The sequence below is a fragment of the Nostoc sp. CMAA1605 genome (genome assembly GCF_021596505.1).
Taxonomy (GTDB): Bacteria; Cyanobacteriota; Cyanobacteriia; order Cyanobacteriales; family Nostocaceae; genus Trichormus.
Genome location: NZ_PJIZ01000063.1, coordinates 24,138 through 46,825 on the forward strand (window position 1 = coordinate 24,138; position 22,688 = coordinate 46,825).

At 41.8% G+C, this 22,688-nt stretch carries 17 protein-coding genes, 1 tRNA gene and 1 pseudogene; 12 read left to right on the forward strand and 7 right to left on the reverse strand.

What is annotated here, in order from left to right; genetic code table 11:
- Nucleotides 1-181: 181 nt before the first annotated feature.
- The 5 genes and pseudogenes from phnD to CV014_RS19665 all read left to right on the forward strand — a co-directional run bounded on the left by phnD (nt 182) and on the right by CV014_RS19665 (nt 8,731).
- Nucleotides 182-1,219: a phosphate/phosphite/phosphonate ABC transporter substrate-binding protein gene (gene phnD, locus CV014_RS19645; protein WP_236143567.1), complete on the forward strand. Its 1,038-nt coding sequence runs from the start codon at nt 182-184 to the stop codon at nt 1,217-1,219.
- Nucleotides 1,216-2,957, forward strand: a pseudogene (locus CV014_RS19650) (sensor histidine kinase). The gene phnD and the pseudogene CV014_RS19650 overlap by 4 nt, the downstream one beginning before the upstream one ends.
- A gap of 501 nt (nt 2,958-3,458) precedes the next feature.
- The gene (locus CV014_RS19655) at nt 3,459-6,473 is read left to right on the forward strand and encodes a peptidase domain-containing ABC transporter (RefSeq protein ID WP_236143568.1); all 3,015 of its coding nucleotides are present in this window, start codon (nt 3,459-3,461) and stop codon (nt 6,471-6,473) included.
- A 40-nt stretch (nt 6,474-6,513) separates the two neighbouring features.
- The gene (locus CV014_RS19660; protein ID WP_236143569.1) at nt 6,514-8,082 is read left to right on the forward strand and encodes an HlyD family efflux transporter periplasmic adaptor subunit; all 1,569 of its coding nucleotides are present in this window, start codon (nt 6,514-6,516) and stop codon (nt 8,080-8,082) included.
- Nucleotides 8,083-8,236: 154 nt separating this feature from the next.
- On the forward strand, nt 8,237-8,731 hold the full coding sequence (locus CV014_RS19665) for a DUF427 domain-containing protein (protein ID WP_236143570.1): 495 nt from the start codon (nt 8,237-8,239) through the stop codon (nt 8,729-8,731).
- Nucleotides 8,732-8,920: 189 nt separating this feature from the next.
- Here CV014_RS19665 and CV014_RS19670 read toward each other — a convergent pair.
- From CV014_RS19670 to CV014_RS19685, 4 genes are all read right to left on the reverse strand, one after another.
- Nucleotides 8,921-8,992: transfer RNA gene (locus CV014_RS19670), tRNA-Asn, on the reverse strand.
- A gap of 347 nt (nt 8,993-9,339) precedes the next feature.
- Complete coding sequence (locus tag CV014_RS19675; protein WP_236143571.1) at nt 9,340-9,888, reverse strand: NYN domain-containing protein; 549 nt, start codon at nt 9,886-9,888, stop codon at nt 9,340-9,342.
- A gap of 77 nt (nt 9,889-9,965) precedes the next feature.
- The gene (locus tag CV014_RS19680) at nt 9,966-10,109 is read right to left on the reverse strand and encodes a hypothetical protein (protein WP_236143572.1); all 144 of its coding nucleotides are present in this window, start codon (nt 10,107-10,109) and stop codon (nt 9,966-9,968) included.
- 167 nt (nt 10,110-10,276) lie between these two features.
- Nucleotides 10,277-11,359 carry a glycoside hydrolase family 10 protein gene (locus tag CV014_RS19685; RefSeq protein ID WP_236143573.1) on the reverse strand — a complete coding sequence of 361 codons (1,083 nt, stop codon included), beginning with the start codon at nt 11,357-11,359 and terminating at the stop codon, nt 10,277-10,279.
- Between the two features lie 163 nt (nt 11,360-11,522).
- Here CV014_RS19685 and CV014_RS19690 point away from each other — a divergent pair, with 163 nt between their 5' ends.
- The 4 genes from CV014_RS19690 (at nt 11,523) to CV014_RS19705 (ending at nt 14,578) form a co-directional block, all read left to right on the forward strand.
- Nucleotides 11,523-12,386: an alpha/beta fold hydrolase gene (locus tag CV014_RS19690; protein ID WP_236143574.1), complete on the forward strand. Its 864-nt coding sequence runs from the start codon at nt 11,523-11,525 to the stop codon at nt 12,384-12,386.
- Nucleotides 12,387-12,696: 310 nt separating this feature from the next.
- Nucleotides 12,697-13,155 (forward strand): pentapeptide repeat-containing protein, encoded by a 459-nt coding sequence (locus tag CV014_RS19695; protein WP_236143575.1) that lies wholly within the window; start codon nt 12,697-12,699, stop codon nt 13,153-13,155.
- A gap of 279 nt (nt 13,156-13,434) precedes the next feature.
- Nucleotides 13,435-13,689, forward strand: coding sequence for a hypothetical protein (locus CV014_RS19700; protein WP_236143576.1), 255 nt, complete (start codon nt 13,435-13,437; stop codon nt 13,687-13,689).
- Between the two features lie 451 nt (nt 13,690-14,140).
- A complete protein-coding gene (locus CV014_RS19705; RefSeq protein WP_236143587.1) occupies nt 14,141-14,578 on the forward strand; it encodes a CAAD domain-containing protein in 438 nt (145 codons plus the stop codon).
- A gap of 275 nt (nt 14,579-14,853) precedes the next feature.
- On the opposite strand, the gene CV014_RS19710 is transcribed toward CV014_RS19705, so the two are convergent.
- On the reverse strand, nt 14,854-15,909 hold the full coding sequence (locus CV014_RS19710; protein ID WP_236143577.1) for an S-layer homology domain-containing protein: 1,056 nt from the start codon (nt 15,907-15,909) through the stop codon (nt 14,854-14,856).
- Between the two features lie 3 nt (nt 15,910-15,912).
- Between CV014_RS19710 and CV014_RS30165 the strand changes: the two genes are divergently transcribed.
- Nucleotides 15,913-16,035 (forward strand): hypothetical protein, encoded by a 123-nt coding sequence (locus tag CV014_RS30165; protein WP_268964812.1) that lies wholly within the window; start codon nt 15,913-15,915, stop codon nt 16,033-16,035.
- Between the two features lie 118 nt (nt 16,036-16,153).
- On the opposite strand, the gene CV014_RS19715 is transcribed toward CV014_RS30165, so the two are convergent.
- The gene (locus tag CV014_RS19715) at nt 16,154-17,443 is read right to left on the reverse strand and encodes a homoserine dehydrogenase (RefSeq protein ID WP_236143578.1); all 1,290 of its coding nucleotides are present in this window, start codon (nt 17,441-17,443) and stop codon (nt 16,154-16,156) included.
- A 144-nt stretch (nt 17,444-17,587) separates the two neighbouring features.
- Nucleotides 17,588-18,832, reverse strand: coding sequence for a ferredoxin--NADP reductase (gene petH, locus CV014_RS19720; RefSeq protein ID WP_236143579.1), 1,245 nt, complete (start codon nt 18,830-18,832; stop codon nt 17,588-17,590).
- An 890-nt stretch (nt 18,833-19,722) separates the two neighbouring features.
- On the opposite strand from petH, the gene CV014_RS19725 reads away from it, so the two are divergent.
- Complete coding sequence (locus tag CV014_RS19725; RefSeq protein ID WP_236143580.1) at nt 19,723-20,727, forward strand: phosphoribulokinase; 1,005 nt, start codon at nt 19,723-19,725, stop codon at nt 20,725-20,727.
- A 338-nt stretch (nt 20,728-21,065) separates the two neighbouring features.
- The gene (gene metK / locus CV014_RS19730; protein WP_236143581.1) at nt 21,066-22,340 is read left to right on the forward strand and encodes a methionine adenosyltransferase; all 1,275 of its coding nucleotides are present in this window, start codon (nt 21,066-21,068) and stop codon (nt 22,338-22,340) included.
- The last annotated feature ends 348 nt before the right edge of the window (nt 22,341-22,688 follow it).

A 22,688-nucleotide genomic window follows, 5' to 3' on the forward strand; every position in this document is an offset into this window, starting at 1 on the left:
AGTGAGGCGTTGAACAGAGTGCAATTATTTCTACTCATTACTCATTACTCATTACTCAGCACTCACCACTCATCACTCACCACTCACTATAGACTTGGTCATGATCACCGAATATACTCTTAAAGCAATATGTGTTTAGCTGATTCCACTCCAGCAATGTTGCTCGCTCAATTCTAATCCTATGAAAAAAGCCTGGCATTGGCTGATTACTAAGCAGTCGGTACGGAGTAGTAAGATTTTAATTTCCTGTGCGATCGCCTTACTACTGACCGTTAGTTGTACTGGCAACGCTTCGGAGTACAATAGCTCCAATATCGAGTCTACTTCCCCACCATCTCCCTTGAGGATCTACCGACGTACACAGGAACGACAGGGTACAGTATACGAAGGCTCTCTTCCTGATAGTAGCAAGGACGACTTGCCAAAACTCCGTATTGGAGTTATGCCCACCCAGAATCAAACAGATCAAGAAAAAGTTCTTCAGGCTTTAGATAAATATTTAGAAGATTATCTCAAGCGACCAGTAGAATTTCAAATTGCTCAGGATAATAAAGAAGTCGTTCAGTTACTAGTTGAAAATCAAATACAAATTGCCTATTTAGGTTCTGTTACTTATTTAGAAGCAGTAGATAAAGGTGCGAAAATTCAACCTTTAGTAGCTCCCATAGATATCAACTCAGGTCAACCTTGGTATCGAATGTGTATTGTAGTTAATGCCAATAGCAACATTCAAAAATTATCAGACCTCAAAGGAAAAAGTATCGCTTTTGTTGATCAAACCTCTACCTTCGGGTATCTGACAGCCTTAGCAGAGTGGAAGCAAGAAAGACAAGCAAACCCCTATCAAGATTTTACTCAAGTCATCTATGTAGGCAATCATGAGCAAAGTATGGCAGCCTTAGAAAGTAATCTCGTAGATGCTGTAGCTACTAATCTTACGGCTTGTACTAATCAACAAAAAGATGGTAAGATGCCTACAAAAAATATCAGAATCATCACAGAATCTATTCTCACACCTAATTTTCCCATAGTAGTATCGGCAGAACTACCAGACCAGATCATTCATCAGCTTCAGCAAGCTTTTCTCAGCCTTCCTAAAGGGCTTGATTTGATTGGAGGTAGTCAATCTGACGGATACACTCTTGTCATCGCTGCTGAATATGATCAAATACAACAAATCCGCCAAGACTTGAACTTAACTTCTCTCCCGTCAAAATGAAAATCTCTACAAAGCTACTGACTAGTTCTGCTGTATCTGTTGGACTCGTAGTGGCTATCCTCATCGGGAATACAGTGGTGGTGCAGCAGATTAAGGAAACTGTGCGCGAAAAAAGTAATGGAACTGCGGAAACCATCAAAGCAGCACTAGCAGCAGATAACGCCTTAAAGTCGGAAATTATCACACTCAAAGATTTTGTGCTTTTCCAAAAGCAAAATGCCGAAATTGAAAAGTCCCATGCGGAGTTTATTCAAGCATTGGATGAGTTAGAACGCCTCATGCCAAATACTCCAGAAATCTCCGTTATTCGTACTCGTCATCAGTTTTTGCGCCGCATCGCCACTCAATTAATTGAACAGAGTTCTAGTCAAAATAATGTAGAAAATTCACAGTTGTATTTTCGCTCAATCAATTCTTTTAACAGGGATATTAAATTATTTCTTGACCAACTAATTAAACGGGCTGATGAACAAAGATTAGCTGTAGCACAAGATTTAGAAAATTTACACCAAGTCCAAAGAATTATTTCTTTTGTCGTTGTCGCAGTGATTTTAATGCTGATGGTTGGTGAATTCATGCTCATTTGGCAACCAACCATCAAATCTTTGCAGAACTTACAAACAGGAACATCAGAAATTGCCACAGGTAATTTTGAATATCGTTTAAATATTCTCACAGGTGATGAAATTGAAGATTTAGCTAAAGCCTTTAATCACATGGCGGTGAAGTTGGCTAAATCCCACGAAACGCTAATTAAAAATACAGAACTCACCCACATGAATCAGCGTTTAGAGTTGGAAATAGCTGAACGCAAACAAGCAGAGTTAGAACTACAAATAGCCTTACAAGAACTACAAAGCACCCAAGCACAGCTAATTCAAACCGAAAAAATGTCTAGCTTGGGTCAATTAGTGGCTGGTGTGGCACATGAGATTAATAATCCCGTTAATTTTATCTATGGCAATGTCACCCACGCCAATGAATACACTAAAGAATTGTTACAGTTAATCCGTTTATATCAAGAAGAATTTCCTAACGCTAGTCCCACAATTCAAGCAAAAATTGATGACATGGACTTAGAGTTTATTCAGGAAGACTTACCGAAAATTCTCGGTTCAATGACGATGGGTTCTCAACGCATTCAGCAAATAGTGTTATCCCTGCGTAATTTCTCGCGTTTAGACGAAGCAGAAATGAAAGCTGTTGATATTCACGAAGGGATTGAAAGTACACTGTTAATTTTACAAATCGATTTAAAGCGAAACCAGAGAATGCAAAAATCGACATTCTCAAAGAGTATGGAGAACTACCTTTAGTAGAATGTCACGCTGGACAGTTAAATCAAGTATTTTTAAACATTATTAATAATGCCATTGATGCTCTCAATAGTTACAATGCCGAGCGATCGCCCCAAGAAATTGCTGATGACCCCAGTTATATTAAAATCACTACCCAATTACTCCAAAATGAGCGTGCAGTGGTGAGAATCGCTGACAATGGCCCAGGAATGACAGAAAAAGTCAAACAAAAGTTATTCGATCCTTTTTTCACCACTAAACCAGTAGGACAAGGTACGGGATTGGGTTTGTCTATCAGTTACCAAATTATTGTAGAAAAACACTCTGGAGTCTTACGGTGTGAGTCGGAGTTAGGTAGAGGGTGCGAATTCTGGATTGAAATTCCCCTACACCAGCAAGAAACCCCAACCTCAACCGTCCCCATACAAGCGATCGCCTAAGACCAAATCAGTCTTGTTTTCAGACGCTGGAATCAACTACAAATCGACCTATGGGTTAGAAAAATATTAGCCATTCCTACACTATCGTTATATTTTTTACCATTTCTTCACATTTCTAAGTATTTATCATAGTAAGAAAATGTGATAATTTGTCTCTAAATATATCTTTGTAAGTATTGCACTCTCAATGGCTGGAATACTTCGTTTGACTAAATTTGTGTTCTCCTTAGCTGTATGGTTAGCATGAGAAATTAACGATTGATTGGAATTTTAGTCCAGCGATTGTATAAAATCAGCAAGTGTTCCCTGGATCGTGATTAGAATTAATACCTGTATACTTACGTACGTCCCCAAAGTCAATTTATGCAATTGCCGTCATGTATACCTTGTCAGTGTTCAGCAAGTTGTCAAGATGGTTAAACCAGGGACTAAAGTATTTTTTGAAATGCCTGTAGAAAAACTGCTAGATAAACTTCATTAAATCAAATCAGATTTTTAGCTATGACCTATATAAAAAATGCCTTTCAAGAATTTTTATTGACTATCCAGGGGTTTGAGCATTTACCCGATACAGAGATCAATCTTTTACTAGACCGCCTGCAAGCATTCCGTTATCGTATCGGTCAACGTATTATCAGCAAAGAAATAGTCCCCGATCGCATCACAATCATCTATGAGGGACAAGCGCGGTTATTGGGATTTGACCCCCAAACACAAATGCCCAAAACCCTGAAATTATCGCAACGGGGAGAGATAATTGGCGAAATTGGATCATTGCGTCAATTAGGTTGTGAAACGGCGATCGCCTCTACTGACGAGATGATCGGTTTAAGCATCGAAGCCAGCGACTATCTGCGGTTATTGTCTACCTATCCCGCCTTTGCACAGGCACGCCAAAACCCCTGTCATATCGTGGAAATCTTCGATATTTTAGGTTTACAAGTAGCAAAGCAAGCCAACGTCATCGATAACCTAGATGAACTAGCAGAACAAGCTTGGCAAACCGCTAAAATACAATATCTCTCACCTGGAAGAAACTACTTTCATCAACTAGAGAAGAATACCGTTTGGTTTTTGAGTAGCGGGATCATTAACGAATTTCCTGTTGGTTCGCGTCTCGAACCCCAAGACGGTCAAGAAACCATTATCGTCAGAAGTGACAGTCCTGCGCGGTTGTTGGGTTTAGCACCATCGGCTTTATCATTCCTCAATCCTAGTAATCATCATCAATCACAACTAGCTGTTAGTAGCAGTCAAACCCACATCACTGAGACGATGGAAATTCCCTACGCCTCAGATGAAGACTATTCCCAATTTCGCAGTACAACTCCAAATAGCAAAAATCCCCGGACAAAATACCCCTTCTTTGGTGGAAAGGGAGAATTAAACAGCACTTTTGCCTGTTTTCAGATGCTCACCAAACATTTACAAATCCCTTTTCGTCGGGAAGTGGTGCGTCGTCTGTTATCTGAACAAATCAAACGCCAAGGGACGATTTCTTTTCCTGTTTGCGCCTATTTGGGAGAATTAATCGGCTTGAAAGCCAATTTAATCGATGTTCCCACTGCTGCTATTACCCGCATCCCCACACCAGCATTAGTGCGTTATGGCGAGAATTTTGCCGTTTTATACGCCGCCGATGCTCATCAAGTCGTTTTAGGTGTCCCATCCCAAGGGATAGTGCGCTGCAAACCAGCACAAATAGTTGAACATTTAGAGACGATAGAAAATAGTTTCCCGCCACAAGTCAAGGTACTACTGCTCACCGCCACCAAGGAAACGCCACAAGAACGCTTTGGTTTACGGTGGTTTCTTCCCTACTTGTCACGCTACAAAAGAGTCCTCACAGAAGTCTTTATCGCTTCCTTTTTTGTGCAGTTAGCACAGCTAGCCAACCCCCTAGTTATCCAGCTCATTATTGATCAAGTCATAGTCAAAAATAGTACCAGCACACTCAATGTTCTGGGAGGCTTGTTATTAGTAGTGGGGATATTTGAAGCTATACTCACCACCTTACGAACTTATTTATTTGTGGATACCACCAACCGCATTGATATGGGTTTGGGGTCACAAATTATTGACCACTTATTGCGGCTACCATTGCGCTACTTTGAAAAGCGGCCAGTCGGGGAGTTATCTACACGCATCAACGAATTAGAAAATATCCGTCAGTTTCTCACAGGTACAGCTTTAACCGTGGGATTAGATGCTGTATTTTCAGTGGTTTATATCATTGTCATGCTGTTTTACAGTTGGCAGTTGACCATAGTGGGTTTAGCCACGATTCCCATCTTTATCGTTATTACCTTAATTGCATCTCCCACAGTTAGTAGACAGCTACGCGCCAAAGCCGAACGCAACGCCAACACCCAATCCTATTTAGTCGAGGTAATGTCGGGGATTCAAACAGTCAAAGCGCAAAATATTGAATTGCGATCGCGCTTTTCTTGGCAAGAACGATACGCTCGATATGTAGCAGCTGGCTTTAAAACTGTCGTCACCTCTACCCTCGCTAACTCCACCAGTCAATTTCTCAATAAACTCAGTAGTTTACTCGTGCTTTGGGTGGGTGCTTATTTGGTATTACAGCAGGAGTTAACTTTAGGGGAATTAATCGCCTTTAGAATTATCTCTGGTTATGTTACTAGCCCCATCTTACGGTTAGCACAACTGTGGCAAAGCTTCCAAGAAACAGCCCTATCCCTAGAAAGATTAAGCGATATTGTAGACACACCCCAAGAAGCAGAAATTGACCGCTACAACATCCCGCTTCCCGAAATTCAAGGTGCGATCAAATACGAAAACGTCTCCTTTAGATTCGTCAATGGCGGGCCTTTGCAACTATGCAATGTCAATCTAGAAATTCCCCAAGGAAAATTCGTCGGGATTGTGGGGCAGAGTGGCTCTGGTAAAAGTACGATGATGAAACTGCTACTGCGACTTTATGACATAGAAGCAGGCAGAATTTTGATTGATGGCTACGATATCTCCAAAGTAGAACTTTATTCTTTGCGTCGCCAAGTCGGTGTAGTTCCCCAAGAAACCCTGTTATTTGATGGTACAGTCCAAGAGAATATTGCTTTGACTAATCCCGATGCTTCCACAGAAGAGATTATCGCAGCCGCAAGAATCGCCGCCGCCCATGAATTTATTATGGGTTTACCCAACGGCTACAATACCAGAGTTGGCGAACGTGGTGCGGGACTATCCGGCGGACAAAGACAAAGAATCGCGATCGCTCGTTCTATTCTGCAAAAACCCAAACTATTAGTCCTAGACGAAGCTACCAGTGCTTTAGACTATCCCACCGAACGTCAGGTTTGTCTGAACCTCGCCAATGCTTTTCAAGGTAGTACAGTCTTTTTCATTACCCACCGTCTCAACACCGTCAGCCACGCAGATACAATCATCGTCATGGATGGCGGTAAAATCATCGAACAAGGTAGCCATCAAGAATTAATGGCTGCTAAAGGTCATTATTTCTATTTATATCAACAACAAGAAGTGAGTTTGTAGTTAGTCAATAGTCAATAGTCAACAGTCAAAAATTACTAATATGACGCAACTTAACAATAACAATGGTAACGGCAAGCATGACCAGGCGATCGCGGTTGATGCTGAAGTTTTAACACCTCAAACCCCACCCCCTCCTCAATCTTCTATTAACACTAATTACGAAGAGTTTGAACAGTCGGTTGTATTGCGTCAATCTCCTATTTGGTCACGCACCATCATGCTGACTCTCATGGCTTTGGCTTGTTTTGGTGTTGCTTGGGCATATTTCGCTAAAATCGAACAGGTAATTCCTGCTACTGGTCAATTAAAACCAGAAGGCACAGTTAAAGAAGTCCAAGCTCCTGTAAATGGAGTTGTCAAAGAAGTACATATCAAAGATGGACAAAAAGTCCTTCAAGGCGACCTACTAATTACTTTTGAAACTGTTGCCACTGTTGCCCAGTTGAATTCTTTAAATAATATTCGCAACAGTTTAATACAGGAAAATCAAATTTATCGTCAATTAATGAGTTCATCTTCTGGCATTAATTCCGAATTACAATTTTCGCGAGTTAGATTGCCCAGAAACGCCGAATTTCTGCTCAAAAGTCGCATAGCATTAGTTACAGAAAATGATTTATTACGCACTCAATTAAGAAACTCTACTACAGGTATCGGTTTAGACAGTGACGAAAAACAACAGTTAGAAGTGGCGAAAACAGAATTAGATACTCGTGCATCTGCCGCTAGGCTAGAAGTATCTAAAATCGAAAAACAACTAGCCCAAACTGTAGTCAAACTCCAAGATACACAAGCCAGTTTAGATATCCAACAAAAGATTTTAGATAAACTAAAAATCCTGGCAGAACAAGGCGGTGTTTCTCAGTTACAATACCTGAATCAGCAACAACAAGTCCAAAATTATGCTGCCGAAGTGGCGCAATTAAACGAAGAGAAGAAACGTCTACAATTTGATATTGAAAAATCTAGGCAACAAGTCTACAATACTGTAGCAGCTTCCGATAAAACCATTTTAGAAAAAATAGCAGATAACAAAAAACGCATTGCTGATATTGATAGCCAATTCATGAAAATTGTGCTAAATAATGAACAAAATTTAGCTGAGGTCAATAGTAAAATTTCTCAAGCTCAATTAGAATTTAAATATCAACAATTACGCGCCCCCGTTTCCGGCACAGTTTTCAATTTACAAGCTAAAACTCCTGGTTTTGTAGCTAATCCCACCCAAAAAATCTTAGAGATTGTACCCAACGACAAATTCGTTGCTGAGATTTTCATTACCAATAAAGATATTGGTTTTGTCCGCAAAGGAATGAAAGCCGATGTCAGAATCGATTCATTCCCCTTTAGCGAATTCGGCGACATCAAAGGCGAGTTAGTTGAAGTAGCTTCAGACGCACTCCCACCAGATGAAACCCATAAGTTCTATCGCTTTCCTGCCAAAATTAGGTTAAATAAACAATACTTAGACATTAAAGACAAAAAAATTTCCCTGCAATCTGGTATGTCTTTAAGTGCTAACATCAAAGTCCAAGAAGAACGCACAGTTTTGAGTCTGTTTACAGAGATGTTTACCAACCAAGTTGAAAGCTTAAAAGAAGTAAGATAATCCTTTAGGGATTTCTCATTAAAAAAATATACTATCACGTTGATAGCAACGGAGCAGGGGGCAGGGGGAAATATCAGATAAAGAGTCTCCCCTGTTCCCTGTTACCCGTTCCCTGTTCCCCGTTAAAACTTTTGACTTTTGACTTTGAATATATATGTATCCTCAACGCATTGAACCCCAACCTGGACAAGAATCTGTGTGGGATTACCCCCGTCCCCCCCGCTTGGAGGACACAAACAAACATATTCAGGTAATTTTTAATGGTGTAGAAATCGTCAATACCCGCCACGCCAAGCGTGTGTTAGAAACTAGCCATCCACCCACGTACTATATCCCGCCTACAGACATCAAAATGGAATACTTGGTGTTAACACCACAGTCTAGTTTTTGTGAATGGAAGGGACGCTCTGGATACTATACAATCCGAGTGGGCGAGCGAGAAGTCGAAAATGCAGCTTGGTTTTACGCCAGTCCAACGCGCGCTTTTGCAGATATTAAAGATCATGTGGCTTTCTATGCCCATTTCATGGATGCTTGCTACGTAGATGGTGAACGAGTAGAACCACAACCAGGAAACTTTTATGGTGGTTGGATAACTAGCGATGTTGTTGGGCCTTTTAAGGGTATTCCTGGTAGTTGGGGATGGTGATTTAAGCCAGAGTTCTGGAAGTAATCTTGTTGGGAAATCTCAACTGCGATCGCCGACAGGATACTTCCAAACAAAAAAGCAGGCGATCGCCTTTGGAATTCTATACAATACTTTGATAGTATCCAAAAAGTGACCAGAGATTCACTAAGCAGTCACTCAAGGATACCAGTCTTGCTTTAATCTTTTAAACTCCCCAGGCTGGATTCGAACCAGCGACCAATCGATTAACAGTCGATCGCTCTACCACTGAGCTACTGAGGAATGATTGCGCTCACAATTTATAATAGTATCTTAGTCTTCTGGATTTGGCAAGCATTTTTAGAAAATTTTTTTGCTCACCCTCAAGGCGTTGATTTTGGGACTTCCAGAAAATAAATTATCCATTGTACTTAGTTGATATTTTCTGTATCTCCCCTGCTCCCGTTCGGCTGACGCTCACGGCGGAAGCCTGCCCCTTGCCCCTTGCCTACAAAATGGATAGGATGTTTCGTTGAAAATCTCTTTTCAGTCCAAACAGCCGCCAGAAACTCCAGTGACGGTGATACAGTTAATTATTTTTGTCTGTACTTAACCCTTGTCAAGCAAAGACTATGGAAATATTCAGCCTACTACTTCAATCCCATCCGAAGCTCTGCAAGCTTTTGCTTGGCTTTGGGATCAATAGAGCTAGCCAATCTCCGTGGAGAGTGTTGGCGTGGTTTAGCCCTTTGCTTAACTAGACAAATCGTGGTTTTAACTTCGCCGCACAATTGTTCTGCTGATAACCATTCAGCCCCGTACCCCTGTACTGTTAATTGTTGTGCGCGGTCAGATGTGGCAACAATGAGCCGAGCCATCCTAGACTGTAGAAACTCATAGCGCAAAGATGCACAGGTTTTTTCTATGTATGAGTCTGCCGTTTGCCCAAAATCAGTGTAATGAATTGATAAAAGTTCGGTGATTACTTCCTGATTACTGGCGGTATTTTGATAGTGAGCGTCAAACACTATTTTGGTCTCATACCCTTGAAAAGAACTGTAGCTTGTCATGGTTTCCACAAGTTCACGCCTTGCTGCTTCTAGTCCGGCAGTGTCGCGGGTTTTTTTGAGGCAAGACCAAGCACCTATGATGTTATAACCGTCTACTAACAAAACGGCTGGGACTGGGGGACAGGACATGGTTTTTAATCACAATTTTCTAGAGTTAACAAGATCCATTCATAACTTTTATAGTAAATGAAGCATTGCTTGTAACACTATGTTACAAAGACGAAAATAATGTGATTTAATTGCAAAGTTGAATTAAAAGTGATGATGATTGGGGATTGGGCATGGGGAATTGGGCATGGGGCATTGTGTTTTTCTTCCCCTGCTTCACTAACTTCCTCTGTGTGTTCCAATTACAAGTATTTATACCAATTACCCAAAATTAAGCAACAGGTGCAAAGCTTGAAACCAAGATATTATCTGACTTTCTTAATTGCGTAAAGCCTGCGGCATAGCTGCGCTTAGAGCGTAGCGGGACGAAGTCTATTGCGAATTGCGAATTGCGAATTGCGAATTGGTATTACCCCATTCCAGTTAAATCGCTACAAGTGGGAAATGCGGCGGATTTAGCATAGAGATGATTTTGCAGAACTCTAGCTAAGGTATGATTATTCTCTCTTAAACCTTCATAAAAAAAGCAGACTTCGCCTTTAATCCCTATTTGACGGTTATACTCAATCGTCTGCACCAAATATTGGGGACTGATGCAATAAGTTCCTAACTTCAGCAGGATTCCTGGGGCTAATTTTGGTAGGGTGGCAGCAGTAAATTGTTCTTTGACTAGTTTATCGGCGATCGCTCGGTAACTAGGAAAATCCCGCCGATAAATTTGCGGGTGAATTATATCCACTATTCCCTGGTTTAACCATGTGGGTGTATCTTGCAAATATTCCCGAAATGCCCAGTCATGGATATTAGGCGCGATAGACACCAATAAGTTTGGGTTAACGGCTTTTACTTGCTGATATAGCCTTGCCCAAAATTTTGTCAAAATATCAGCGCGCCATTGTAACCAGTGTCTATCTTTGGGATTTAGCGGTGGTTGGCGATGAAATTCCTGACGATAGCGGGCGATAGTATCCGCATCATACCCACCTTCACTGGGTAAAGCCGGAAAGCGATCGTCACCTTGAATGCCATCCACATCATAATTATTCACCACTTCCAAGACTAAATTCATCAAAAATGCTTGGACATCGGGGTTCAGGGCATTCAACCACTCAAAACCATTTTTCTTGAGCAGATTACCTTGGGAATCACGCGCTGCCCATTCTGGTTTCTGCTGTAACAGTAAGCCCCCGTTTAAATTGTAGGAACTGGCAAAGCCATATTCAAACCAAGGGATGACTTTTAATCCCACGCGCCGCGCCTCCGTCACTACCTCCAATAAAGGATCACGCCCGACAGATAGAGGATCAATTTCCACCCCAAAGGTTTGGCGCATCGTCTGACTGGGATACAAAGTCACAGCTTGATTCCACACCACAGGAAACACCACATTAAACCCAGTGGTAGCCAGAAAATCCATAGCTTCAGCAATATTTTGCCGTGAACGCAAAACTTGACTATCGGTAGTAGTTAACCAGACACCGCGTATTTCCATAGTTTTGTTTTGGGGCAGAGAGGCAGGGGGCAGGGAGAGCAGGGGGAGGAAAATACGATGCCCTATGCCCCATTCCCTATTCCCAATGCCCAATCCCTAAAGTAGATGTTTGAACTAGCACGTTATCAAATAATTAATTAGCATTCTTGTGAAAATAACACCTATGTCTGTGGTTCAGGATTCTTGGCAGCACGCATATATCAATACCAATGGGATAAAACTGCACTATGTCACCCAAGGAACAGGACGCTTGATGCTGATGTTGCATGGGTTTCCTGAGTTTTGGTATTCTTGGCGGCATCAAATCCCTAAATTCGCGGAAAAGTTTCAAGTCGTGGCTTTAGATTTACGTGGTTATAACGACAGTGATAAACCTGTCAAGAAATCCGCCTATGTGATGGCTGAATTTATTCAAGACATTGCGGGAGTAATTCAAGGATTAGGACACGATAGTTGTATTTTAGTTGGACATGATTGGGGTGGAGAGATCGCCTGGAATTTTGCCTATGCTCATCCTGAAATGGTAGAACGTTTAATTATTCTCAATTTGCCTCATCCTGCTAAATTTACTCAAGGTTTATTGACTCCCCCACAGTTACGCCGCAGTTGGTATATCTTCTTATTTCAACTACCTTGGCTACCAGAATTGATGCTCAAAGCTGATAATTATCTGGCGATCGCTAATATGATTCCTAAGACAGCAGTTAATCAAACAGCATTTACTCCAGATAATATTGCCGCTTATCAACAAGCTGCTGCTAAAACTGGGGCAATTGCAGCTATGTTGAACTATTACCGCAATCTTTTTTCCAGTCTCCTATTTCAGAAAAGTTGGCAAATTTTAGAGACTCCTACGCTGTTGATTTGGGGTGAAAATGATACCGCTTTAGGCAAAGAGCTTACTTACAACACTCAAGACTATGTAAAACATCTCCAAATTAAGTATATTCCCCATTGTGGACATTGGGTTCAACAAGAAAAACCAGAATTAGTTAATCGGTATATGCAAGAATACTTAGTAATTTAAATTATAATTTACATCAAAAGTATGAGTAATATTTTTATATAAGTGAATACTGGCAATGTTTTTACGAAAATATATCGAATGATACATTCACTTAAAAATATTTAATATTAAATTAAATCCAGTATTTATGCTGAAATTGAAAGACACAAAATAGCCAAAAACCATAGCCAATAATATTTTGAGACTCACTACACTAGCCATAATCTAGACAAGTAAATTGTGATTTAAATCAACATTGTTTAGAAAGTTAGTGAGATAATAGAAATGTGAGGAAAAGAACGGATGTTAATCAAGGAGAAAGGGGGAAATTATGAAACTCAAGCTATTAGCAGCTGTAGCCTTAGCCACTCCCCTATTTTTTGTGAATTCAGTCAAAGCTGGGAATCCACAAGACTTACAAAAACTGTTATCAACTGGGGAATGCGTAGGGTGTAATCTATCAGGCATGAACCTCAGTGGCGAGCATTTAATTGGTGTTGACTTACGAGGGGCAAATCTAGCTGGTGCAAATCTAGCTGGTGCTAACCTCGAAGGAGCTGATTTGACTAACGCCAATTTGAAAGGAGCGAATCTTACCGCCGCCTTTCTTACCAACGTCAACTTCAAAAAAGCCAACTTAAATAACGCCAACATGACCCGCGCTCATGTTTTCGATTCCAACGTGTATCAAGCATCAATGGAAAATCTCACCATCACAGATGCAGAAATTTATAATACTGCGATCGGCGTTGGTGGCGAAGCAGGTCAAGAAATTCCCGACTGGGATTAGTATCAACCGATTTAGGTGAATTTTAAGAAATAAAAGATGGAGTGAGAGAGTTGGGTGTTAGCCAATCACATCTCTCACATACCTCTTATAGCAGTTCGCAGTTCGCAGTTCGCAGTTCGCAGTTCGCAGTTGAAAACAGTCAGGTATTATCTGGGTTTTAAGGGTTGTATCTGTCGCTGGATTTTGGAGAATTGGTATTAGAACATTCAAAAGCAGATGGCGCGTGTTAGCTGTTGGATGTTTCAGGAATTTTAAAAGAACATATCTAGTCAAGCAAGGATGAAAGAGAAACTCTTGGCTGGGGACAAGGTGGGCAAGGTAGACAAGGTGGGCAAGGTAGACAAGGTAGACAAGGTAGACAAGGTAGAGTTTATTTCTCAACTCACTACTCAGCACCATCTAAACACTGTGCTACCGCTAACATTACTCAGCACTCATAACTCAGCACGGGCTAAACGCCCCGCTTCCGCTAACAGCACTCACTACTCAGCACTCAGCACTCACCACTCACCACTTTCACCCTCCAAGTCCTAATTTTTATGAAGTATTGCTATCCGAGATCAATACTGTGATTGACGAACGCGGCTTAAGATAGCTTTAATATTCAGATAAAATCAGCGTTTGTGCTTATATAAATGAGAGGTGGAGTGATTTTTGCATGATCTGTACTTTATTCCAAGTACGATGACGAGCAATTGACACAGCCTGGGATAATGACAACCGGAGGATTCCAGTTGATTCATGACAACAGAACTCAGAAAGCCGCTGATTTTATGACATCCTGTAGCCTTCTGACTTCTATCCACCTACTGACTGTCTACCTTGTAGTTGATGCAGTAGATGTTATGGGACGACTATGGTGATAGGACGCTAAACCCTATTTCCCAACTCAGTGGGATGCAAGAGTGCATTGCCTAATCAACAGCCTTTTGGTTGTAATTGTCAGGATTAGAGAACCTCAACTGTCAAATTTATGGAAGTGAAAATGCAAGAACCAGAATTCGCCCAAACCCAACCTAAAGAGGCAACAATGCCAGATATCAACAACCAAACAGGAACTATTACTAAACTCCAGCCCCCTGTACAGTCTCAAGAGGAATGGGGAAAATACGTAGAACAAGTTTCTCAATTTTTAGCAACTCTGCCTGATTATGTGGGCAATTTCTTCAATCAATATAAACAGCCTTTAGTCATCGTAGGCTTAATTGTAGGTTCACTAGTGACCGTCAGGGTACTTTTGGCAGTATTAGACGCGTTGAATGATATTCCTTTAGTAGCACCAACTTTTGAATTGATTGGCATTGGTTATTCTGCTTGGTTTGTTTACCGCTACTTACTCAAAGCTTCAACCAGACAAGAGTTAAACAATGAAATCACAACTCTGAAGTCCCAAGTAGTTGGTCAAGACGGTTCAGAAAACTAATATCTGACTCGATGACATATCAACTACTGACAGCGATTACAGGGTATAGACAATAATTTATTGATATGGTCAAGCTTTGCGGCTTGACCATTTTATTTTAAGTAGGACGGAGTAAATAATTAAAGGTTTGTAGTGTTCGCTACGCCCTAAGCGCAGCTATGCCGTAGGCTTTACGAGACGCTCCGCGAACAGAAAAGGACTAAAGTCCTTACTACAAACTGAATCCTATTATTTTTACATTACTTAACATAATTCGTTTTTTTCAGTGGTTTTACTTAAGGGTTCAGGTTCTTCTGATTTGGCAGAGGAGAATTATTAATTTTCTCTAACTTTCCTGTTAATACTAGGGCTTGATGAATCATTGCTGCGACTTCGGCACGGGTAGCGGCTTGATTAGGGGCTAAAACTTTGGCATTGGGATAATTAACCACTAACCCGTTAACAGTCGCAGATGCTACCTTATCAACAGCATATTTTGGGATATCCTGAACGTCTTGATAAATGCTTAAAACTTGAGTGGGATTAGCTGGTGGTTGGAGATTTAAGCCACTGGCTAAGGCGACTAAAACTTGCGATCGCGAAATATTTTGTTGTGGTTGAAAAGTCTGATTCGGATAACCCTTTAAAAATTTGGTGCTAATAGCGTGATTAATTGCTGGTTTAGCCCAAAATTCTGCCGATACATCCCGAAAAGGAATGGTAGCGGCTGTAGTGTCTTGGTTAAAAGCTTTTTGTAATATAGCCGCAAATTCCGCACGACTTACAGGTAAATTTGGTCTAAAAGTATAGTCTGGAAAACCTTGGATAATTTTACGCGCAGACAGCGCATCAATAAAATCACCAGCCCAAAATTTAGCAGGTACATCATTAAAAGCTATTGGTGGCGGAATGGTGGATTTCTGTGCAGATGGCGTGACTAAGGGTAAAGATGGAGGTTTTTCAGCCGAATTCAACTCTACCGACAAAGATAAAGCAGCAGGTGGTAACTTTGCTGGCGGTTGGAGAGTTGGTGTTTCCTGAAAACTAGGTGAAGGAATCACTGGAGGTTCAACTATATCCGTCTCTGGAGGTGCAGACACATTAGGCAAGCGCGCATCGGTATCTGCTGGTAACTCTGGAGTTAGAGACGGTGTAGGGGGATTAGTTGTAGCACTAGGCGCAGTGGTGTTTAAAGATAATAGGCCACTTAAATTCCAGCCAGATTCCTGACGAGAAAACGACCAAAGCAAAATTCCTCCTATGGTGAGGAAAGCTACGAAAATCCCGATAAATTCATCGAAGCCCAAAGCCGTCGATGGAGATGAGTCTTGATCAGTGGGAGGTTTTGTCATGGATTGGGGATTGGGGATTGGGGATTGGGGACACTTCGACAAGCTCAGTGCATCGCTGGGGATTGGGGATTGGGGACTGGGAATTTTAGATGGAAACCAATCCAAAAGACGCTCCTGCGTCGCTAATACTACGCTATCGTCAATCCCAAATCCAAAATTAAAAGGCTGGGAACTGGGGAATAAGAGATAAGGTAGACAAGGTAGATTTTACCCCTATGCCCAATTCCCTATGCCCAATTCCCAATTACAACACCCGCAAGATGCTGGGAACGCTATCAATTGCTGCTAAACTTTGGATTTCGGCGACGGCTTGGCGGAAATCGCCTTCTTTTACGTCATGGGTGACAACTACAATCTCTGCTAAGTCTCCTTGAAAACCAGTCTGCACAATTGACTCTATACTCACGCCATGATTGCCAAAGCAAGTTCCCAATTTACCGATGACTCCCGATTGGTCTTGGGTGAGGAATCGGGCATAAAATCGAGTTACGAGGTCTGATATGGGGGCAATTTGGCAATAATCCTCATGTCTACAAGTTAATAGAGGATTGGGTGCGGCGGTATTACTTTTTACAGCAGCTACTAGACTCAAAATGTCGGAAGTCACCGCACTAGCAGTAGCACCTTCACCCGCACCAGGGCCAAAGAACATCACCTGACCGATGGGTTCTCCTTCTACCAGAATGGCGTTATAAACACCGTTAATACTGGCTAAGGGATGCGCCTTGGGTACGAGTGTGGGATGAACTCTGATAGATAATTGGGCAGCATCGCTGACTTTATTAGTAGCGATCGCTAGTAATTTAATCACAAATCCCAATTTTTCGGCATAGGCTATATCAGTTTTACTAACTTGGCGAATTCCTTCACAATGGACATCTGGTAAATGAATCCGACCGTCAAAAGCTAAAGATGCCAAGATGGCGATTTTATCTCCAGCATCCAAACCATCAACATCTGCTGTGGGGTCAGCTTCCGCGTAACCTAAGCGTTGAGCATCCGCTAACACATCAGCAAAGTCGCTACCTTCCGTTTGCATCCGCGTCAGGATGTAGTTGGTAGTACCGTTGACTATACCAGTGACGGTATGAATGCGGTTCACACTTAAAGCTTGTTTTAAGGGTTGAATGACTGGAATTCCACCCCCTACCGCCGCCTCTAACATGACGTATAAGCCTGCTTGATTGGCAATGGTGAAAATTTCTGCCCCAAAGCGAGAAATGGCGGCTTTATTGGCGGTAACAACGTGTTTGCCGTTTTTCAAAGCTTGGAGGATAAGCGATCGCGCTGGCTCTAATCCTCCCATCACCTCGACTACAATATCTACTTCGGGGTCATTGACAATTGCTTCTAAATCTGTAGTGATGACCTGTGTAGGTAATTGTACATTACGGGGTTTATCGAGCGATCGCACGCCCACACGATAAATTTCAATTTCTTGCAATAACGGATGACGACCAGCTGCGTCTTGCAGCAACTTTACCGTTCCTGTTCCGACTGTACCTAATCCTAAAATTCCCAGCTTTACACCCACAAACTTGCACCCAATTTTACCAATAACAATTGTAGGGTGAGTTATTCACCCACCCTACAGATTATCGTTTGTTAGTTGTTTTTGTCAGTCGTCTCAGTCTTATACTATGGACTATTGACTCATGACTATGGACTAATTACTAACTTAGTATGTTTCAACGTGCCAACGGCCTGCTTTTTTGAGTTCTTTTTGGTAGTCACTCCAGGTTACACCTTCTTTAGCAGCAGCAGCAGTTAAAGCAGCATCAATCCCGTCTTCCATACCGCGCAAACCGCAGATGTAAGTGTGGGTTTTTTCATTTTTGATCAATTGCCACAGTTCATCAGCATATTCTGCTACGCGGTCTTGGATGTACATTCTACCGCCTTGGGGATTTTGTTGTTCCCGGCTGATGGCGTAGGTCAAACGGAAGTTATCGGGATACTTCTGCTGTATTTCTTCCAATTCTTCTTTATATAGAATGTTAGGAGTTGTAGGAACGCCAAAAATTAACCAAGAAAATCCTTTAAATTGGTAATCTGGGTTAGCAGCTTTTTCTGCATCCTTAAACTGCCGCCACAGGTAAGTACGCATGGGGGCGATACCTGTACCAGTAGCCATCATAATGACGTTAGCGTCTGGGTCATCGGGTAACAGCATTTCTTTACCCACTGGCCCGGTGATTTTCACATCATCCCCAGGTTTTAACTGAGTCAGGTATGTAGAGCAAACACCGTAGACTGTTTCACCGCTTTCTGGGTGCTTGTATTCTAATTGACGCACGCACAGTGAAATTGTCTTATCATCAACATCATCACCGTGACGAGTAGAGGCAATAGAGTACAGTCTCAGCTTTTCTGGCTTACCATTTTTGTCTAGACCAGGGGGAATAATCCCAATACTTTGACCTTCGAGGTACTTTAAGTTACCACCAGTTAGGTCAAATTTGAGGTGCTGAACAATACCAATCCCGCCTTCTTTCACTAACGTTTCGTTAGAAATACACTTACCAATAAATGGTGCATTGGGGCGGTAGGTGTTTACGGGAACGTCAGCGTGGGCTTTTTTGGCTTTCGCTTGAGTCATGGTGTTGCCTTTGTTGTCCTTATTCTTCTGCTGTTCTTCAGCTGGTTCACTTTTTGCTGTTACAGGTGTGGCTTTACCATTGAGTTGCTGTAGCCCGCTCACGGATTGAATGCTCACAATCTTACCGCCTAAGCGAGTGATACGCTGCATTTCTTGATTCATGCGGTTGTAAGGCACTCTAATGAACACACTGCCACTTTTACGAATAGGATAGTTCGTTTGATCAGTTTCTTCACTCTGACGCAGACCCACCACTTCGTAAACGAAGATGCGGCTACCTGATTCTCCATTGGCAGCACCTTCAAAAGCACCTTGATTGAACATTCTTTCTACCACTCCGATACTTACTTAACCGTTTATCAAAAAAACTTTTCCCATCACAAGCTAGCTTTAGTTTATCGGATCTGGTGTTCCTAAAACTAGCGTTTTGAGAAAGTGGCACTAAGTAAATAATGCCCAGCATTGATACACTCACCAAGGATATGGGGGCTTCAGTAGTGGAAGTAATATACACACCCGCTTAACTTCTAAGGTTAGAGGATAAGTCTTGGGCATAATGTTAATAATGAGTCAATTTAATCTTTTCTTCTATGCTGCTTTTTGATTGAGCATCAAAAATGGGGCTGGAGATGTTTCTTCCTTCCCTTACTAGGTTGAAAGTGGTGAGTCAATAGTCAATAGTCATTAGTCAATAGTCATTAGTCATTAGTCATTAGTTGTTCTCCTCTGCTCCCCACACTCCCCAATCCCCAATCCCCAGTCCCCAGTCCCTATTATTGGCAGTAAATCTTGTATGGGTTACATCATTCTGTTAAAATCACCTTTAACACTAGGATTAAATACTTACCCTTCGTCAACATTCAGATACTTCAGATAACCGACAGCTTCACACATGGTAGCTGTCAAAATATCTGCTCAGTTGTTCTAAAATGAGACGAAAAAGTAAATAAACTTCAGCACCTTCTGCTGTTTGACAGCCAGTGGAAGTAAAAATAAAACGCTTGTGGATTCGGTCTGATGAGGGCTAAATTCTACTTTGGTTTAGTCTAGTTAAGAGGATGAGAAGCAAGAATCTCTGGAATTTGTTTCAGGAGAGTGTCACAGGTGGCTTAAGTAGCAAGAACGCAGGATAAACCAAACGGGGTAGACTCCTGGCTTCACATTCTGCTGTGAAAAAAATATTGATTGACACATTTAGTTTTTAGAGGAGATTTATGACAAGTAAGCCGGAACGCGTGGTACTGATTGGAGTAGCCGGAGACTCTGGGTGCGGTAAATCTACGTTTTTGCGTCGGTTGATCGATTTGTTTGGGGAAGAGTTTATGACAGTCATCTGTTTAGATGACTATCACTGCTTAGATCGCAAACAACGTAAAGAAACCGGGATCACGGCACTTGACCCTAGAGCCAATAACTTTGACCTGATGTATGAGCAAATTAAGGCTCTGAAAGAAGGTCAATCGATTAATAAGCCGATTTATAACCACGAAACCGGCATGATCGATCCCCCAGAGATCGTAGAACCAAACCATATTGTTGTGGTTGAGGGTCTACACCCCCTGTATGATGAACGGGTGCGATCGCTGCTCGATTTTAGCGTTTACTTCGACATCAGTGATGAAGTCAAAATTGCCTGGAAAATCCAGCGTGACATGGCAGAAAGAGGCCATCGCTATGAAGATGTCTTAGCCGCTATCAACTCCCGTAAACCCGATTTCCAAAAATACATCGAACCCCAAAGAGAATTCGCCGATGTAGTCCTGCAAGTATTACCTACCAACTTAATTAAAAACGATACAGAGCGTAAAGTTTTACGGGTACGGATGCTACAACGGGAAGGCAAAGAAGGATTTGAACCAGTTTATCTGTTTGACGAAGGTTCAAGCATTCAATGGACTCCCTGCGGACGCAAATTGACCTGTTCTTACCCAGGTATGCAACTATACTATGGTTCTGATGTTTACTATGGTCGTTACGTCTCCGTGTTAGAGGTAGATGGACAATTTGATAACTTAGAAGAAGTCATCTACATCGAAAATCACCTCAGCAAAACATCCACCAAGTACGAAGGTGAGATGACCCATCTGTTGTTACAACACCGTGAGTATCCTGGTTCTAACAATGGTACTGGTTTATTCCAAGTGTTAACAGGTCTGAAAATGCGTGCTACTTACGAACGTTTAACATCAAAAGAAGCCCAGATAGCAGTTCAAGTTTAAAACAGCAGTGTTTGTGTCAAAAATCTAGGGGTTACTCGTGAGTAACCCCTTTTTTTGTATATATACGGGCAATTTTACATAGTAAGTACAAATTACAGGAATTCGCCCCACAAAAATGTAGCTTTGCTAACAAATTGAGCAATTATCATCATTTGGGCATGGGGAATTGGGGATTTAATTTTGAACTTTGGATTTGGGATTGATTCAACCTCTTTACGACTAGTTAACGGAAAGTAACTAATGGATGTGTCAATATTGTTATGATTTCAGTAATTAGTAGCTGCACTAAGTATTGAGACTTTAGTCAGTGAAAATACTATTACAGGGGGAATACTCTATTGTCTCGACGTTATTTATTTACTTCCGAGTCAGTTACCGAAGGTCATCCCGATAAAATCTGTGATCAGATTTCTGACACGATTTTAGACACCTTACTCGCACAAGACCCCGCTAGCCGCGTTGCAGCAGAGGTAGTTGTCAATACTGGCTTGGTGTTAATCACTGGTGAAATCACCACCAAAGCCAATGTTAATTATGTCAATATTGCCCGCAAAAAAATTGCGGAAATTGGCTACATTAATGCTGACAATGGCTTTTCTGCCAACAGCACTAGTGTGATTGTGGCTTTGGATGAACAATCACCAGATATTGCCCAAGGCGTAAACACAGCCCAAGAAACCCGCCAGCAAGATAGTGATGAACTATTTGATTCTATTGGTGCTGGTGATCAAGGGATTATGTTTGGTTTTGCTTGTAACGAAACTCCAGAACTGATGCCCTTACCTGTGAGTTTAGCGCACCGCATTGCGCGCCGACTCGCCGCAGTCCGTAAAACCGGAGATTTGTCCTACTTACGTCCTGATGGTAAAACTCAGGTGACTGTTGTTTACGAAGATGGTCGTCCTGTCGGGATTGATACCATTCTGATTTCCACCCAACACACAGCTACCATCGGCGATATTACCGATGAGGCCGCAGTGCAAGCCAAAATTAAGCAAGACCTGTGGACTGCTGTAGTGGAACCTGTGTTTGGCGACTTGGAAGTTAAACCAGACCAAGACACCCGATTTTTGGTCAACCCCACCGGTAAATTCGTGATTGGTGGGCCTCAAGGTGACTCCGGTTTGACGGGAAGAAAAATTATTGTGGATACCTACGGTGGTTATTCCCGACATGGTGGTGGTGCTTTCTCTGGTAAAGACCCCACAAAAGTAGACCGTTCTGCCGCTTATGCAGCTCGTTATGTAGCTAAAAATATTGTGGCGGCTGGATTGGCAGAAAAATGTGAAGTACAGTTGAGTTATGCCATTGGTGTAGCGCGACCTGTCAGCATTTTCTTAGATACCTTCGGTACTGGTACAGTCGATGATGAAACCTTACTGGAACTAGTCAAACAAAATTTTGAACTACGTCCGGCGGGAATTATTCATGCTTTCAACCTACGTAACCTCCCAAGTGAAAGAGGCGGACGTTTTTATCAGGACGTTGCAGCTTACGGTCACTTTGGACGCAATGATTTAGATTTGCCTTGGGAACGTACCGATAAAGCTGAATTTTTGAAGCAAGCAGCTAGTCAGGCGATGTCAAATGCGATCGCTCAGGCTTTAAAGTAGAGGAGCATCCTACTCCACAAAAGATTTAAACCATCAATAATCTGCCCTCTGCTGAGTTTCATGCTCAGTAGAGGGTTTTCTGTTGCTCATGTGTGTCACAAGATAACTGATGAAAAGCCGAAATGAAGCTAATTGATAGAAAAATCGCCGATATTGATGATAATATTTGCTGTATCCCAAAAAAAAGTTTTGTTCTTGTTCCTATTGTCTTGCTAATATTGCACTCTAGAACCAAAACAGTTTCGTAAAAAGTTCCCTACTTGCGTTCGATATTAAGTTTTCCTGTGCTGAATGTGTTCAAAGTCCCCGTAAAGTAAAATAGCCCATTGGATGGCGGTGCATTTTGAA

Excerpts from the sequence above, each read along its gene's own strand:
- phnD (WP_236143567.1), top strand. The coding sequence starts at position 182 with ATGAAAAAAGCCTGGCATTGGCTGATTACTAAGCAGTCGGTACGGAGT.
- CV014_RS19655 (WP_236143568.1), top strand. The coding sequence starts at position 3,459 with ATGACCTATATAAAAAATGCCTTTCAAGAATTTTTATTGACTATCCAG.
- CV014_RS19660 (WP_236143569.1), top strand. The coding sequence starts at position 6,514 with ATGACGCAACTTAACAATAACAATGGTAACGGCAAGCATGACCAGGCG.
- CV014_RS19665 (WP_236143570.1), top strand. The coding sequence starts at position 8,237 with ATGTATCCTCAACGCATTGAACCCCAACCTGGACAAGAATCTGTGTGG.
- CV014_RS19675 (WP_236143571.1), bottom strand. The coding sequence starts at position 9,888 with ATGTCCTGTCCCCCAGTCCCAGCCGTTTTGTTAGTAGACGGTTATAAC.
- CV014_RS19685 (WP_236143573.1), bottom strand. The coding sequence starts at position 11,359 with ATGGAAATACGCGGTGTCTGGTTAACTACTACCGATAGTCAAGTTTTG.
- CV014_RS19690 (WP_236143574.1), top strand. The coding sequence starts at position 11,523 with ATGTCTGTGGTTCAGGATTCTTGGCAGCACGCATATATCAATACCAAT.
- CV014_RS19695 (WP_236143575.1), top strand. The coding sequence starts at position 12,697 with ATGAAACTCAAGCTATTAGCAGCTGTAGCCTTAGCCACTCCCCTATTT.
- CV014_RS19700 (WP_236143576.1), top strand. The coding sequence starts at position 13,435 with ATGAAAGAGAAACTCTTGGCTGGGGACAAGGTGGGCAAGGTAGACAAG.
- CV014_RS19705 (WP_236143587.1), top strand. The coding sequence starts at position 14,141 with ATGCAAGAACCAGAATTCGCCCAAACCCAACCTAAAGAGGCAACAATG.
- CV014_RS19710 (WP_236143577.1), bottom strand. The coding sequence starts at position 15,909 with ATGACAAAACCTCCCACTGATCAAGACTCATCTCCATCGACGGCTTTG.
- petH (WP_236143579.1), bottom strand. The coding sequence starts at position 18,832 with ATGTTCAATCAAGGTGCTTTTGAAGGTGCTGCCAATGGAGAATCAGGT.
- CV014_RS19725 (WP_236143580.1), top strand. The coding sequence starts at position 19,723 with ATGACAAGTAAGCCGGAACGCGTGGTACTGATTGGAGTAGCCGGAGAC.